The following is a 15,745-nucleotide window of genomic DNA, read 5'->3' as shown; positions in this document are numbered from 1 at the left end:
GTACTCCAAGCGAAATCAGATCGCCCCGTTCATCACGGGTCCAGCGATGCGCGTCCGCGCGGTCCGCAAGGACCGCGCCCCCTAGCCCACCTTGCAGGCCGCCAGAACCGCCATGTTCAGGATGTCATTGGCAGTGGAGGTTGCCGAGCAAAGCTGGATCGGCTTACCCACGCCAGACAGGATCGGCCCGATCACCGTCGCATCCCCGAGCTGCTGCATCAGCTTGACCGAGATCGAGGCGGAGTGCCGCGCGGGCACCACCAGCACATTCGCCGGGCCGCTGAGACGGCAGAACGGGTATTGCTCCATGATGTCGGGGTCGAGCGCCACATCCACGGTCATCTCGCCATCATACTCGAAATCCACCCCCCGCGCGTCGAGGACTTGCGGCGCCTGGTGCATCTTCGTCGCCCGCTCCGACACCGGATAGCCAAAGGTCGAGAAGCTCACAAAGGCGACCCGCGGCTCGAGACCGAGGGACCGTGCTGTTCCGGCCGCCCGTGTCGCGATATCCGCCAGATCGGTTTGGCTTGGCCATTCATGGACCAGCGTGTCGGCGATCAGGACGATCCGCCCCTTCACCAGAAGCGCCGTGACACCGACCGCGCCATCCTCGGCCGTGGCATCGAACACCGTATTGATCAACCCCAAAACATGGGCCGATTTCCGGGTCGCGCCTGTCACCAAACCGTCCCCATGACCCTGGGCCAGCATCAGAGCTGAGAACACGTGCCGGTCCCGCGCGGCAAGGCGATGCACGTCGGTGCGATCATACCCCTTGCGTTGCAGACGGTTGTAGAGAAGCTCCTTATAGCTCTCCAGATGACGGGTGTTGCGCGCGTTCACGATCTCCAACTCGCGAAAGGCATCCCCAATCCCGGCCAGCTCCAGTCGCTCGCGCACGTCATCCTCGCGCCCGACCACCAGCGCCTTGCCAAGGCCGGAGCGTTGATAGGTCACCGCCGCGCGGAGGACGCGAATGTCGTCCCCTTCGGCAAAGATCATCCGCGCTTGCGTGCCTTTGGCCCGGGCAAACATGCCTTGGAGCATGGAGGCCGTCGGATCCATCCGCGCTCGGAGGGACTGCTCATAGCCCGGCATATCCACAATGGGCTTGCGCGCCACGCCGGTATCCATGCCCGCCCGCGCCACGGCGGGTGGCACCGTATGGATCAGTCGCGGATCGAACGGCGTGGGGATGATGTAGTCCCGGCCAAAGCTCAACTTGCGCCCATAGGCCAGCGCGACCTCGTCGGGCACGTCCTCCCGTGCAAGCTCCGCGAGGGCCTGGGCGCAGGCGATCTTCATCTCGTCATTGATTGCGCGTGCCCGGATATCCAGCGCTCCGCGAAAGAGATAGGGAAAGCCCAGCACGTTATTCACCTGGTTCGGGTAGTCCGACCGCCCGGTGGCGACGATGGCGTCTGGGCGAATGGCATGGGCCTCCTCCGGGGTGATCTCCGGATCCGGGTTCGCCATGGCGAAGATCACCGGATCATCGGCCATGGATTCGAGCATCTCCGCCGTCACAGCACCCTTGACCGACACGCCGAGGAACACATCCGCGCCATTCATCGCCTCGGTCAGCGTGCGCAGATCCGTGCGCGCCGCATGGGCCGATTTCCACTGGTTCATCCCCTCGGTGCGACCCTGATAGATCACGCCCTTGGTGTCACAAACGATGCAATTGTCGTGCTTGGCCCCCATGGCCTTCACCAGCTCGATACAGGCAATCCCCGCCGCCCCGGCCCCGTTCAGCACGATGCGGCAATCCTCGATCTTTTTGCCGGTGATGTGCAGCGCGTTCAGAAGCCCCGCCGCCGTGATCACCGCTGTACCGTGCTGGTCATCATGGAAGACCGGGATGTCCATCTCTTCCTTGAGACGCTGCTCGATGATGAAGCATTCCGGCGCCTTGATATCCTCAAGGTTGATCCCGCCAAAGGTCGGCCCCATCAGCTTGACTGCCTGAATGATCGCATCGGGATCCTCGGTATCGAGCTCGATATCGATGGAGTTCACATCCGCGAAGCGCTTGAAGAGGACCGACTTCCCCTCCATCACCGGCTTGGAGGCCAGCGCGCCGAGATTGCCGAGACCGAGCACGGCGGAGCCGTTCGAGACCACCGCCACAAGGTTACCCTTGGTCGTATAGTCATAGGCCGTCTCCGGGTTTTCCGCGATCGCCTCGCAGGGCACCGCCACCCCGGGTGAATAGGCCAGGCTCAGATCCCGCTGGGTGCTCATGGGGGTCGAGGCATTGACCGTCAGCTTGCCCGGGGCCGGCTCCAGATGGTAGGCGAGCGCTTCCTCGCGGGTGATCTTGTTACTGCCGGCCATGGTCTCTCCTCCTCAACGGTCCGACTGGTGTAACGAGGTTGGCGGGGTGCCTCAACACCTTGCACGCACGGGCGATTGCGACTTTCGCACCGGCGCGTGGGCGCATAGTCTGCGCGCGGGCAAGGGGGATGCAGGTGGCCAGCACAACCGTGACGCCGATGATGGCGCAATACCTGGAAATCAAGGCGGATCACGCGGATGCGCTGCTGTTCTACCGGATGGGTGATTTCTACGAGATGTTCTTCGACGACGCGGTGGAGGCCGCGGCGGCCCTCGACATCGCGCTGACGAAACGGGGCAAGCACAATGGCGACGACATCCCCATGTGCGGCGTGCCCGTCCATGCTGCCGAGGGCTATCTGCTCACCCTGATCCGCAAGGGCTTCCGCGTCGCCGTCTGTGAACAGATCGAGGATCCCGCCGAGGCCAAGAAACGCGGCTCGAAATCCGTGGTCAAACGGGCGGTGCAGCGGCTGGTCACGCCGGGCACCCTGACCGAGGCCAGCCTGCTGGAGGCCCGGCGCAACAACTTCCTCGCGGCGTTTTCCGTGGTCCGGGATGAGGCGGCTTTGGCTTGGGTCGACATCTCGACCGGAGAGTTCCGGGTTATGGCGTGTCCGCCTGCGAGGCTGACTTTGGAACTGGCCCGGCTCACGCCGCGCGAAGTGCTGCTTGCCGAGGAGAGCGATCTGCGCGCCTTGGTTGAGGAGCATCAGGCCTCGGCCACCGAGCTCGCGCGCGCGAGCTTTGACAGTGCCGAAGCGATTGGGCGGCTCTGTCGGCTTTATGGCGTCGCGGATCTGGACGCGTTTGGCAGTTTCGAACGCGCGGATCTCTCGGCCATGGGGGCCATCGTCGGCTATCTGGAGCTGACGCAGAAAGGCAAGCTGCCCCTCCTGCGTAAACCTGTGAAGGAACGCGCTCAGCGCAGCCTGCAGATCGATGCCGCGACCCGGCGCAATCTGGAGTTGACGCAATCGCTCTCCGGTGGGCGCGATGGCGCGCTCCTGTCGGTGATCGACCGGACGGCAACGGCGCAAGGCGCGCGGCTTTTGGCACGGCGACTTGCGAGCCCCTCGGCGGATCTCGATGTGATCCGCGACCGGCTGGATGGGGTGCGGCACGGGCTGGAGCAGCCGGACTTGCTCGACACTGTCCGGAATGCCTTGGCGCAGGTCCCGGATATGGATCGCGCCCTGTCGCGACTGGCACTGGAGCGGGGCGGTCCCAGGGACCTCGCGGCGATCCGGAACGGGCTCGCGCAAGCCGAAGCCCTGGCGGAAGCGCTGCCCGAAGACGGGCTTCCCGGGCTTTGGGCCCAATCGAAGAGCCGCTTTTTCGGCCATGACACCCTGCGCGACCTGCTGGAGGATGCGTTGATCGCGGAGCCGCCTTTGCTGGCGCGCGATGGGGGCTTCGTGGCCAGCGGCTTTGAGTCGGAGCTCGATGAGGCCCGCCAGCTGCGCGACGAAGGTCGCGGCGTGATTGCGGGCATGCAGGCAGAATATGCGGAGGTCACCGGGGTCAGTTCCCTCAAGGTGAAGCATAACAATGTGCTGGGCTATTTCATCGAGACCACCGCCACCCATGTGGACAAAATGCTCTCCCCGCCCCTGTCGGAACGTTTCATCCATCGACAGACCACTGCGAATGCCGTCCGGTTCACCACAGTCGAGCTTTCGGAACTGGAAACGCGGATCCTCAACGCCGGGGGCCGGGCACTGGCCTTGGAAAAGGCGGTGTTCGAACGGCTCCGCACCGCGATCCTGGATCGGGCCGCCGCCCTGTCGGATTGTGCGCGTGCGCTGGCCGAACTTGATGTGATGACAGCGCTGGCGGTTCTCGCCCGGGATGAGGATTGGTGTGCGCCGCAGGTCGATGACAGTCGCCGGTTTGAGATCACCGGGGGGCGTCACCCTGTGGTGGAGGCGGCCTTGCGCGCCACAGGCGACCCTTTTGTGCGCAATGATTGCGACCTGAGCGCCAAGGGCGCCGCGATCTGGCTCCTGACTGGACCTAACATGGCGGGCAAATCGACCTTCCTCCGGCAGAACGCGCTAATCGCGATCCTTGCGCAGATGGGAAGCTACGTCCCCGCCGAGGCTGCGCAAATCGGCCTCGTCACGCAGGTGTTCAGCCGCGTGGGGGCCTCGGATGATCTCGCGCGGGGCCGGTCGACTTTCATGGTCGAGATGGTCGAAACCGCCGCGATCCTGAACCAGGCCGGGGATCGGGCCCTTGTGATCCTCGACGAGATCGGGCGGGGCACGGCGACCTATGACGGGCTGTCCATTGCCTGGGCGACGATGGAGCATCTCCATGGCGTCAATCGCTGCCGTGCTCTGTTTGCGACCCATTACCACGAGATGACCGGCCTCGCGACGCAGCTCCCAGGGGTCGAGAACGCGACGGTTTCGGTCAAGGAATGGGAGGGAGATGTGATCTTCCTCCACGAGGTGCGGCGCGGCGCGGCGGATCGGTCTTACGGGGTGCAGGTGGCCAAGCTCGCCGGTCTGCCGGACAGCGTTGTGGCCCGGGCGCGCGCCGTACTGGATATGCTGGAATCCGGAGATCGCGAGGGCGGCAATCCCGCCAAGGCGTTGTTGGAGGATCTGCCCCTCTTTGCCACTGCGCCGCCACCAGCGCCCAAGCCGCCCGCCGCGAACCCCGTGGCGAACAGGCTGGCGGAGGTTACCCCCGATGCGCTCAGCCCACGCGAAGCGCTCGATCTGGTCTATGAGTTGAAGTCTCTGTCGCGGGACGACCCCAGCTAAACGCCTTTTAAAGAGCCTGTTTTCAGGCTCAACCCCAAGAAAAAACCCCCGCCGGTGGGCACCGACGGGGGCTCTTTCAAATTCAGTCCGGGATCAGCTCGCTGGGGTCGAGGACACCCCAACATGGGCCGGGCGCAGCAAACGGTCATGGAGGAGGAACCCCTCGGACATCACCTGAATGATCCCGCCCGCCGGAATGTTCGGCACGGGGGCTTCGAACATCGCCTGATGCAGCTGCGGGTCAAAGGTATCCCCCACTTCGGGCGCGATCGGTGTGATGCCATGTTTGCCAAAGACGTTCAGGATCTCGCGCATGGTCAGCTCCACACCTTCGATCATGCCGCCTGCGATCTCGCGCTGGCTGTCATCCACCGTGTCGAGCGCCCGGCGCAGGTTGTCGAAAACCGGGAGCATGTCGCGTGCCAGTTTCGAGCCACCATACTGCTCGGCCTCGCGGCGATCCCGTTCCCCGCGTTTGCGGATATTCTCAGCCTCAGCGAGCGAGCGCATGAGCCGATCCTTCAGCTCGTCCCGCTCTGCAATGATCGCCTCGACGCCGGGACCCGGGGCATCGGGCCCCTCCTCCGCGAGCGCGGCTTCCATCTCGGCATTGGCGGCCTCTTCTTCCGCGGCAATCTCCGCGTCGACCTCAGCGAAAATGTCTTCTTCGGTTTTGGGGTCTGCCATCTCTTCGTTTCCTCTATGCCCGGTCGCCCAGGATCTTGCCGACCAGTTGCGCTGTATACTCAACCACCGGAACGACCCGTCCGTAATTCAAGCGAGTCGGTCCGATCACACCAACGGCTCCGATAATCTTGCGGTCCGCGTTCATATAAGGGCTGACGACCAGAGAGGAACCCGAAAGTGAGAAAAGCTTGTTCTCTGAACCGATAAAAATGCGCACACCCTCGCCCGTCTCGGCCAGATCGAGGAAAGCGGCGATATCCCGCTTGCGTTCCAGATCATCAAAGAGCTCGCGCACCCGTTCCAGATCCTCGGACGGCGGACCATCGCCCAGCAGGTTCGCGCGCCCGCGCACGATCAACCGCTCGCTCGATTCGCCCGCATCCTGCCACACAGCCGTGCCCGCCTCGACGAGCGCTGCGGCGAGACGATCAAGCTCCGTACGGCGCGTGGCAATCTCGCGCCCGATCACGTCAGAGAGCTCCGAGAGCGTCCGCCCCTCGGCCAGTGCGTTCAGGAAGTTCGCTGCCTCTCGCATGGAGGACGGTGTCTGACCCGGGGGCGGCGCGAACACGCGGTTCTCCACATGGCCATCGGCAAAGACGAGCACCACGAGCGCGCGATCCGGTCCGAGGCTGACGAACTCGATATGCTTGATCGGCGCAGATTCGTGTTTCGGCGTCAGAACAAGGCTCGCCCCCTGCGTGATCCCTGAAAGCGCCGAGCCCACCCGATCGAGCAGCGTGCCCACATCGTTATTCTCACCCGCAGAAGACTCAATCGTCTCGCGATCCTCGCGTGAGAGATCCCCGACCTCCAGCAACCCGTCCACGAACATCCGCAACCCGAGCTGCGTCGGGATCCGTCCGCTGGAGATATGGGGCGAGTCGAGCAGGCCGAGATATTCGAGGTCCTGCATCACATTGCGGATCGTCGCCGCCGAGACCTTTTCGGTCATGCTCCGCGTCAGGGTCCGGCTGCCGACAGGGTCGCCAGAGCTCAGATACTCCTCAACCACCCGGCGAAACACTTCGCGGGAGCGGTCGTTCATCTCTGCCATCACCTTGGATCGATCATCCATCGGGTCGCGCGCCTTTGTCATCCTCAGCAGTACGGGCTTGGGGGCCGCTCTTTTATTTCACGCCCAACTCTGACGTCAACGGCTTGCCATTTAGATAAGGGCGCGCCTATCTGGCGCAAATAGCGAAAGGATCGTCATGCGACCGTCAGGACGTCAAGTCAACGAAATGCGCGCTGTCTCCATCGAGACCGGATTCACGAAACATGCCGAGGGCTCCTGCCTGATTTCCATGGGCGAAACCCGCGTGCTCTGCACCGCGTCGGTCGAAGAGCGCGTGCCGCCCTTCCTGCGCAATTCCGGGCTGGGCTGGGTGACGGCGGAATACGGGATGCTGCCGCGCGCCACCCATACCCGTGGCCGGCGTGAAGCTGCCGCAGGCAAGCAATCGGGCCGGACCCAAGAGATCCAGCGCCTGATCGGTCGCAGCCTGCGCGCGGGCGTGGATCGTGTTGCCTTGGGCGAGCGTCAGATCACCGTGGATTGCGACGTGATCCAGGCCGATGGCGGGACGCGCTGCGCCTCGATCACCGGCGCCTGGGTGGCGCTCCGTCTGGCGGTGAACAAGCTGATGAAGACCGGCGATATCATCACCGACCCGCTGATGGATCATGTGGCCGCGGTCTCTTGCGGGATCTATGCGGGCCAGCCGGTGCTTGATCTCGACTATGCCGAGGATTCCGAGGCCGGGACGGATGCGAATTTCGTAATGACCGGGTCCGGCGGGCTGATCGAGGTGCAAGGTTCTGCCGAGGGCGCGCCCTTCTCCCGCGCGTCGCTCAACACCCTGATGGATCTGGCCGAAGCTGGCGTGGCCGAACTGGTCGCCGCTCAGAAAGCGGCCGTCAGCGGATGACCCTCTTTGCCGACAAGACCCTGCTCGTCGCCAGTCACAACAAGGGCAAGATCGAAGAGATCGCCCATCTGCTGGAGCCCTACGGGGTTTCCGTGACCTCCGCCGCCGAGCACGGTCTGTCGGAGCCAGAAGAAACCGAAACCACCTTTGTAGGCAATGCCCGGATCAAGGCGCATTACGCCGCGAAGGCCACGGGCTTGCCCGCGCTCGCCGACGATAGCGGGCTCGAAGTGGACGCGCTGGACGGGGACCCGGGCGTGTACACCGCCGATTGGGCCGAAACCCCGAAGGGGCGCGACTTCAAGATGGCCATGGCGAAGGTCCATGACGCGTTGCAAGCAAAGGGCGCGGCGCAACCCTGGTACGCGCGCTTCTGTTGCACCCTGGTACTGGCCCTGCCCGACGGGACGGACCATGTCTTCCCCGGCACAATGGAGGGCCAGCTTGTCTGGCCCATGCGCGGGGATCAGGGCCATGGCTATGATCCGGTCTTCCAACCCAAAGGCTATGACATCACCTTTGGTGAAATGGACCGTTGGGAGAAGAACAAGATCAGCCATCGCGCGGATGCCTTCGCCAAGTTCAAGGCGGCCTGCTTCCCGGAGGAGGGATGAGGCGCCTGATTTCCTCCGGATCTCCGTTCGAAGCGGAGATCGGGTACTCCCGCGCGGTGGTTCAGGGGGATTGGTGCTTTCTGTCCGGTGTGACAGGCTATGACTATACGACCATGACCCTCCCGGACGGCATTGAAGATCAAGCAAATAACTGTTTTAAAACGATTTTCTCCGTTTTGGAGGAAGCCGGCTTTGCACCAGACACCATCTGCCGGGTGCAATACACCATGCCGGAGCGTGCTTTGGCGCAAAAGGCCATCCCCGTCCTCGGCGCGACCCTGGGGGAGATCCGTCCGGCAGCCACCATGGTCTTTGCCGGGCTGCTGGAGCCTGAGATGCTCATCGAGATCGAAGTCACGGCCTTTAAGGGCTAGCCCCAGATGGAGGATTGGCAGCATGGCGGGTTCGGGCTCTATCTGCACTGGCCGTTCTGCGCTTCCAAGTGCCCTTACTGCGATTTCAACAGCCATGTCCGCGACCGCGTCGATCAGGCCGTTTGGCAGGATGCCCTGCTCTCCGAGATTGATCGCGTCGGCAGAGAAACCAAAGACCGTGTCCTCGATACCGTGTTCTTTGGCGGCGGTACGCCATCCCTGATGGACCCGGATCTGGTCGCAGCCCTGATGGATCGCATCCGGGCGACCTGGCGGATCTCCAACAGTTTTGAGACCACGCTGGAGGCAAACCCAAGCTCTGTGGAAGCTGGTCGTTTTCGGGCCTACCGCGATGCCGGGGTGAACCGTGTCTCCATGGGCGTGCAGGCGCTGAACGACCGCGACCTGCGCGCCCTGGGTCGATTGCACAGCGTTGCTGAGGCGCGCGCCGCTTTCGATATCGCGCGAGGATGCTTTGATCGGGTCAGTTTCGATCTGATCTACGCGCGCCAGGATCAGGCCCTTTCGGAGTGGGAGGCAGAGCTGAATGAGGCTCTTCATATGGCTGTTGACCATCTCTCGCTCTATCAGCTGACCATCGAGCCGGGCACTGCCTTTGGCGCGCGCGCCGCGATTGGCCGTCTCTCCGGTCTGCCAGGCGAAGACCTCGGCGCCGATATGTATGAGCGCACGCAAGAGATTTGCGCCGCCGCGGGGATGCCCGCCTACGAGGTTTCAAACCATGCGCGGACCGAAGCCCAGTCCCGTCACAATCAGATCTATTGGCGCTACGGGGATTACGGGGGCATCGGTCCGGGCGCCCATGGACGGTTGAGCCTTGCGGACGGAAAATGGGCAACCTCGACCCATCTCTCCCCCGAGGCATGGCTGTCGGCGGTGCAAGGAAACGGCAATGGAGAGGTACCGCGGACTGTGATCCCTCAGGCAGATCAAGCCGATGAGCTACTGATGATGGGTCTCCGCCTGCATGAAGGTGTGTCTCTATCCCGCTACGAGGCCTTGGCGGGTCGATCTCTGCCCGCAGCGGCGCTCGAAGAGTTGATCACCACGGGTCTTCTGGATCTGGACGGATCCCGGTTGCGCGCCACTTCTTCAGGTATGATGGTTTTGAACGCAGTCCTGCGTCAGCTTCTGCTGAGCGAAGCATGAGAGTGCTTTGGGTGACCGGCGGCTCCGCTGCCTTGGGATTGGGTGTGCTCGGCATCGCCCTGCCCCTGCTCCCAACCGTGCCTTTCTTGCTTTTGGCCGCATTCTGCTATGCCCGCGGCTCGGACCGGCTGCATGTCTGGCTCATCGAACACCCCAAGTTCGGGCAACCCATCCTCGACTGGCAAGAGCGCGGCGCCATCAGCTTGCGGGCGAAATGGCTTGCCACGATTTCAATCGTGGCCGCCTTTTCGATCAGCCTCGCGCTCGGTGTCGCGCCCTTTGTCTTGATCATTCAAGCGGTTGTCCTGAGCCTCGTGTCCCTCTTTATCTGGACACGGCCGAGCACCTAGTGATCAGCCACCGAGACGCCGACACAGGTCGTCAAGCTCATCAAGCGAGGCATACTTGATCGTCAGAGCCCCGGATTCCCCGTTCGGCTTGTGATCGATCGAGACGGACATCCCAAGATTGGCGCCCAGATCCAACTCGAGCGCGCGGGTATCCGCATCCTTCTCGATCTTTCCAGCATTGGGTTTTCTTGGGGCTGTGGTGTTGGATGTCGTGCCCTTTGCCAACCGCTCCGTTTCCCGGACGGAAAGGCCTTTTTGAACAACCTCCCGCGCCAGAGCACTCGGATCGTCCGCAGTGATCAACGCCCGAGCGTGGCCAGTGGTCAGATCTCCCGCTGCGAGAAAGCCCAGAACGTCCTCAGGCAGTGACATCAACCGCAACATATTGGCGATGTGACTACGGCTTTTCCCTAGGGCTTGTGCCAGACGCTCCTGAGTGTGTCCGAAGCGATCCATGAGCTGACGGTAGCCTTGGGCTTCTTCCACCGGGTTCAAATCCGCGCGTTGGATATTCTCAATGATCGCAACTTCGAGGGATTCCGTATCTGAGAGCTCACGCACGAGCACTGGAATATCGTGCTGCTGCGCCAGTTGAGACGCCCGCCAGCGACGTTCACCCGCCACAATCTGGTACATCTCAGCATCGTCAGGATCCCGTCGCACGATCAGCGGCTGAAGAACCCCCTTCTCGCGAATGGAGTCAGCAAGACTATCCAGGTCGTCTTGGGTGAAGACACGCCGCGGTTGGTCCGGGTTCGGGCGTACCATCTCGATCGGAACCCGGAGGTCAGCACTATTCGAGCGCTCAACCGTTGAAGCTTCGGCACTCTCCGTAGTTCCAATGTTCACATCCGCCATCAACGCGGACAAACCACGCCCGAGACCGCGGCGCTCTGCTTTTTTCTCTGCGCTCATGTTGCTCTCCTCACGCGACCAGGCTGTGGCGTTCAAGTATTTCCTCGGCGAGACCGAGATACGCTTGCGATCCCAGGGATGTCGGATCGTATTTAATCACGGGCATCGCATAGGACGGCGCCTCGCTGACCCGCACATTTCTGGGGATAATCGTCTTGAAAATAAGGTCGCCCAGGTTCTCGCGGGCATCCTCTTCAACCTGACGCGAAAGGTTGTTGCGCCGGTCATACATCGTGAGAACCACACCTTCGATCCGAAGCTTCGGATTGGCCGTCTCTCGAACCTCGCGCACCGACATTAGAAGTTGGGACAGGCCTTCCAGCGCAAAAAACTCGCTTTGAAGCGGCACGAGGACAGAATCTGCCGCCACCATCGCGTTGATCGTCAGGAGATTCAGACTTGGAGGACAGTCGACAAGAACGTAGTCAATCCGCTTGGGCATGTTGGACAACTGCGTCAACGCTGTACGAAGCTTGAACACACGGCGACTGTTGGAAATCAACTCGATATCTGCGGAGCTCAAGTCCGTTGTCGCCGGAGCGAGGTAGAGATTCTCGATAGATGTTTCACGTGAAACATCAGAGATCTCCGCATTTTCAATCAGCAAATCGTATGTCGACAGAGTCCGCTCTTCCGGCGGAAAGCCCAGACCGGTGGACGCGTTACCCTGCGGATCGAGATCAATGATCAACACGGTCTTTCCAGACAGCGCCAACGCAGTTGCGAGGTTGATGGCTGTGGTCGTCTTCCCAACCCCACCCTTCTGGTTCGCGATCGCAATGACACGCGAACGGGTTTGCTGCGAAAAATCAGACACGCGCGAAAGCTCCAACTTCAAGAATAACCGTGCCCTGCTCCGTTTGACTCGGATGGGCCGTGTACTCAAAATTCCACATTTCCCGCGCTGCGGCCAGTTCCTTTTCGTAGGTTTTGCCCTTTGGAAACAGGCAAACTCCTCCGGATTTCCTGTGGCGCGCCGATGCCTCAAGCAAAGCGGGAAGCGCAGTGAATGCGCGGGCTGTGATGACATCCGCTTGCATTGGAGAGGTGGATTCAACGCGGTCATTCAAGACTGAAACTTGAACTCCCGTTTCCCGAGCCACTGTCCGAAGGAAAACCGACTTACGGGAATCGGATTCAATGCAATGCACAGATAGATCGGGGCTATCGTCGGCAGCCAAGATCGCTAGAACCAGGGCCGGGAAGCCAGCACCAGAGCCCAAGTCCACGAGGGTCTCCGCCGCATCTGGCAAGTAGCTGTAAAGTTGCGCTGAATCTTCGATATGCCGCGTCCACAACTGATCAACTGTCGCAGGCGCTATAAGGTTGATCCGCTGTGTCCACTTTTTGGTGAGCGCTTCGTAGGTACGGAGGCGTTCTAGTGTTTCACGTGAAACAAGATCGAGATCCACGACAGTCTCAGCCCGCGTTACGCAGCTGCGATTTGCGTATGGACGACAAAACAAGGGTCAGCGCAGCAGGCGTGACACCCTCGATCCGAGATGCCTGCCCGAGGTTTTCGGGCTTCGCACGCTGAAGTTTCTCCCGAACCTCATTCGACAAACCCGGAATTGCCGAGAAATCGAAGTCGATCGGAATTCCGAGCGCCTCATCTTTCTTCATTGCTTCGACGTCACGTTTCTGCCGTGCAACGTAATGGGCATAAGTCGCCTCGATTTTGACCTGATCAGCAATGGACGGATCCGTCGTTACTTCCTGCCAGACGGCCGCCAGTTGATCAATACTCACTTCGGGCAGAGCCAAGAGGTCCAAACCCGACCGTCGTCGACCATCCTCATTGACCCTAATCCCTGCGAGATTGGCCTGCTTAGGCGTCAGACTGTGCGCGGCTAACCCGTTCATGACAGCCGTCAACTGCTCCTGTTTCTTCGAGAACCGCTCTCTTCGCTTCGCACCAACACACCCAAGCTCAAGACCAACAGGCGTCAATCGCTGGTCAGCATTGTCACACCGAAGCGCCAAGCGATACTCAGCCCGCGACGTGAACATTCGGTAGGGTTCCGCGACTCCATGGGTCACCAGATCGTCGATCATGACACCGATATAGGAGGTAGACCGGCTGGGGACATAGTCTTCCCCCGCAGGCAACGCAGCGTTCAGGCCAGCGATCATCCCTTGCGCTGCAGCCTCCTCGTACCCCGTTGTCCCGTTGATCTGACCGGCGAGGTACAATCCCTCCAGGCCACGAACAGCCAAAGTGTGATCCAAGGCGCGAGGATCGACATAATCATACTCAATCGCGTATCCCGGTTGGAGGATCTCAGCCTGCTCCAACCCTTTGATGCTCCGAACGTAATCCACCTGCACATCCTCAGGCAGCGACGTCGAAATACCGTTGGGATAAACCGTGTTGGTGTTCAGCCCTTCGGGCTCAAGAAAAATCTGATGCGAAGACTTATCCGCAAAGCGAACAATCTTGTCCTCAATCGACGGACAGTAGCGCGGGCCTACCCCATCGATCCGCCCACCATACATGGCGGAGCGATCCAGGTTATTCCGGATGATGTCGTGGGTTCGCGTATTCGTGTGCGTGATCCCGCAGGAGATCTGCTGCGCCGTTGGTGCATCGGACAAAAAAGAAAACAGGGTTGGATCTTCATCCCCAGGCTGGGACTCGAGAGCGGTCCAGTCGATCGTCCCTCCATCCAATCTGGGCGGAGTTCCTGTTTTCAAGCGTCCAAGTACCAGATCGAACTCGTCAAACCGCTGAGCAAGCCTGATGGATGGCTTGTCACCCATCCGACCGCCCGAGAAACTGCGGTCTCCAATATGGATCGTCCCGCGGAGGAACGTCCCCGTGGTCACGATGACCGAGCGTGCGCGCAGTTCAACACCATCTGAAACGACAACGCCCTGGATCGTTTGACCTGATTGGATCAAATCGCAGACCTCGGCAGCGATAAGCGTCAGTGACTCGAGCGAGTCCATCTCCCGCCGCATTTCTCGTTGATAGATCTGGCGATCGCTTTGCGCTCGCGGTCCCTGAACCGCTGGACCCTTGCGTTTATTCAGCAGACGAAACTGGATACCTGCCTTATCGGCCACGCGCCCCATAACGCCGTCCAGCGCATCGATCTCTCGAACCAAATGCCCCTTGCCCAAGCCACCAATCGCAGGATTGCAAGACATCACGCCAATATTGTCGAGCGATAGCGTCACCAGAGCGGTTCGCGCGCCCATACGCGCCGAAGCAGCCGCGGCTTCGGTGCCGGCGTGTCCACCGCCAATGACGATGACATCGAAATCCGTTTGTTTCACGTGAAACACTCCCTCACTTGCCGAGGCAGAAACTGGAGAAAACATCGCCGAGCACATCTTCAATTCCGACGCGTCCGACAAGAGATTCGAGATGGATGGTTGCTTGACGGAGGTCTTCTACCACCAATTCCACAGGCAGGTCACTGGCAATTCCTTCCTGAGCGCGCGAGATACTGGCTTCAGCCGCCTTGAACGCTGCACGATGCCGCGCGTGGGTTGCCGTTCCAACAGAACCAACGAGAGCAACCAACCTGTCGTGAATAGCATCGACGAGGCTGTCCACCCCTGCTCCTGTCTTTCCGGAAACGCTCAAACCCCGCGAAACGTCCGTCAAATCAGACTTGGCCCGCACTAGGAGATCTGAAGATTCGGCGATAACACTATCAGGTGCCGTCCCAGTCTCGGACAGAATAACACGCAGGTCAGATTGCTCCGCCCGCTGCAGCGCACGCGCAATCCCGATCTGCTCAATCTCGTCTTCCGTTTCGCGCAGCCCAGCCGTGTCGAGCACAGTGACGGGCAGACCCTTGAGATCCATACGGACCTCAACCACGTCTCGCGTCGTTCCAGCAATATGGGAGGTAATGGCCGCATCACGACCTGCGAGCGCATTCAGCAATGTGGATTTACCGACATTGGGGGCCCCGATAATCGCGATCTCGAAACCCGACCGGACACGCTCCGCCACATAGCTTCCTTCTATTTCTCCTTTGAAGTCCGTCGCCAGGCTGGACAGCAATTGGCCAACCTCCGGATAGACGTCCTCAGGGACTTCCTCATCGGCGAAGTCGATCGTCACCTCGAGGAGAGCCATCGCTCGGATCAGCTTTGAGCGCCACGCCTCAACCTTCGTACCCAGGTGACCTGAGAAGGTACGCAGAGCTTGCTTTCGCTGTGCTTCAGTTTCCGATTCGATCAGATCCCCAAGACCCTCAACCTGTGCAAGATCCATCCGGTCATTTTCGAGCGCACGACGGGTGAACTCCCCTGGCTCCGCCATGCGTGCATCATCAAATTCAGACAGACGGTTTAGGACCGCAGAGATGATCGCAGGAGACCCATGTATTTGAAATTCAACAATATTTTCTCCTGTGAAGCTACTTGGACCCTCAAAACACAGAACAAGGGCCTGATCCAGGAACTCCCCTTGGGCGTCTTTCAGAACACGCAAAGCGGATCCGCGTGGCGCGGGAAGTGACCCGGCCATCCCCTGCCCCAAGACGAACGCCTTGGGGCCACTGATCCGAATGACGGCGACACCAGATTTGCCCGGCGCCGTGGCCAGCGCAAAGATCGTGTCCATAACCGTGG

The 15,745-nt window shown here is 61.1% G+C and carries 14 protein-coding genes; 6 read left to right on the top strand and 8 right to left on the bottom strand.

All coding sequences use genetic code 11. The features are described from left to right. Positions 1-81: 81 nt before the first annotated feature. A complete protein-coding gene (locus ACP153_RS16780; RefSeq protein ID WP_424972170.1) occupies positions 82-2,340 on the bottom strand; it encodes an NADP-dependent malic enzyme in 2,259 nt (752 codons plus the stop codon). Positions 2,341-2,468: 128 nt separating this feature from the next. Between ACP153_RS16780 and mutS the strand changes: the two genes are divergently transcribed. Beyond that, positions 2,469-5,114, top strand: a complete 2,646-nt coding sequence (mutS, locus tag ACP153_RS16775) for a DNA mismatch repair protein MutS (protein ID WP_424972169.1) — start codon at positions 2,469-2,471, stop codon at positions 5,112-5,114. A gap of 93 nt (positions 5,115-5,207) precedes the next feature. Here the strand turns inward: mutS and ACP153_RS16770 are convergent, their stop codons facing one another. Next, positions 5,208-5,801 (bottom strand): nucleotide exchange factor GrpE, encoded by a 594-nt coding sequence (locus ACP153_RS16770; protein WP_424966129.1) that lies wholly within the window; start codon positions 5,799-5,801, stop codon positions 5,208-5,210. A 13-nt stretch (positions 5,802-5,814) separates the two neighbouring features. Continuing rightward, positions 5,815-6,879: a heat-inducible transcriptional repressor HrcA gene (hrcA, locus tag ACP153_RS16765; protein ID WP_424972168.1), complete on the bottom strand. Its 1,065-nt coding sequence runs from the start codon at positions 6,877-6,879 to the stop codon at positions 5,815-5,817. A 136-nt stretch (positions 6,880-7,015) separates the two neighbouring features. Between hrcA and rph the strand changes: the two genes are divergently transcribed. From rph to ACP153_RS16740, 5 genes are read left to right on the top strand one after another with little or no spacing between them, the layout of a single operon-like run. Next, on the top strand, positions 7,016-7,732 hold the full coding sequence (rph, locus tag ACP153_RS16760; protein WP_424972167.1) for a ribonuclease PH: 717 nt from the start codon (positions 7,016-7,018) through the stop codon (positions 7,730-7,732). Beyond that, positions 7,729-8,346: an RdgB/HAM1 family non-canonical purine NTP pyrophosphatase gene (rdgB, locus tag ACP153_RS16755; RefSeq protein ID WP_424972166.1), complete on the top strand. Its 618-nt coding sequence runs from the start codon at positions 7,729-7,731 to the stop codon at positions 8,344-8,346. The genes rph and rdgB overlap by 4 nt, the downstream gene beginning before the upstream one ends. After that, positions 8,343-8,720, top strand: a complete 378-nt coding sequence (locus tag ACP153_RS16750; RefSeq protein ID WP_424972165.1) for a RidA family protein — start codon at positions 8,343-8,345, stop codon at positions 8,718-8,720. The genes rdgB and ACP153_RS16750 overlap by 4 nt, the downstream gene beginning before the upstream one ends. Before the next feature lie 6 nt (positions 8,721-8,726). Beyond that, the gene (gene hemW / locus ACP153_RS16745; protein ID WP_424972164.1) at positions 8,727-9,890 is read left to right on the top strand and encodes a radical SAM family heme chaperone HemW; all 1,164 of its coding nucleotides are present in this window, start codon (positions 8,727-8,729) and stop codon (positions 9,888-9,890) included. Continuing rightward, entirely contained in the window at positions 9,887-10,240 is a 354-nt protein-coding gene (locus ACP153_RS16740; protein WP_424972163.1) for a YbaN family protein, read from the top strand. The genes hemW and ACP153_RS16740 overlap by 4 nt, the downstream gene beginning before the upstream one ends. 3 nt (positions 10,241-10,243) lie before the next feature. Here the strand turns inward: ACP153_RS16740 and ACP153_RS16735 are convergent, their stop codons facing one another. The 5 genes from ACP153_RS16735 to mnmE are packed head-to-tail and all read right to left on the bottom strand — an operon-like array spanning position 10,244 to position 15,737. Next, positions 10,244-11,155, bottom strand: coding sequence for a ParB/RepB/Spo0J family partition protein (locus ACP153_RS16735; protein WP_424972162.1), 912 nt, complete (start codon positions 11,153-11,155; stop codon positions 10,244-10,246). A 10-nt stretch (positions 11,156-11,165) separates the two neighbouring features. After that, the gene (locus ACP153_RS16730) at positions 11,166-11,972 is read right to left on the bottom strand and encodes a ParA family protein (protein WP_424972161.1); all 807 of its coding nucleotides are present in this window, start codon (positions 11,970-11,972) and stop codon (positions 11,166-11,168) included. Next, complete coding sequence (gene rsmG / locus ACP153_RS16725; RefSeq protein WP_424972160.1) at positions 11,965-12,567, bottom strand: 16S rRNA (guanine(527)-N(7))-methyltransferase RsmG; 603 nt, start codon at positions 12,565-12,567, stop codon at positions 11,965-11,967. The genes ACP153_RS16730 and rsmG overlap by 8 nt, the downstream gene beginning before the upstream one ends. Positions 12,568-12,574: 7 nt before the next feature. Further along, entirely contained in the window at positions 12,575-14,434 is a 1,860-nt protein-coding gene (gene mnmG, locus ACP153_RS16720; RefSeq protein ID WP_424972159.1) for a tRNA uridine-5-carboxymethylaminomethyl(34) synthesis enzyme MnmG, read from the bottom strand. A gap of 13 nt (positions 14,435-14,447) precedes the next feature. After that, complete coding sequence (gene mnmE, locus ACP153_RS16715; protein WP_424972158.1) at positions 14,448-15,737, bottom strand: tRNA uridine-5-carboxymethylaminomethyl(34) synthesis GTPase MnmE; 1,290 nt, start codon at positions 15,735-15,737, stop codon at positions 14,448-14,450. Positions 15,738-15,745: the final 8 nt, after the last annotated feature.

Origin of the sequence: Dinoroseobacter sp. S76 (assembly GCF_049801095.1) — a bacterium.
In the GTDB taxonomy this organism is placed as follows: Bacteria; Pseudomonadota; Alphaproteobacteria; order Rhodobacterales; family Rhodobacteraceae; genus Dinoroseobacter.
The sequence above is the reverse complement of the archived record's forward strand: the minus strand, read 5'-3'. Positions and strand labels throughout refer to the sequence as shown.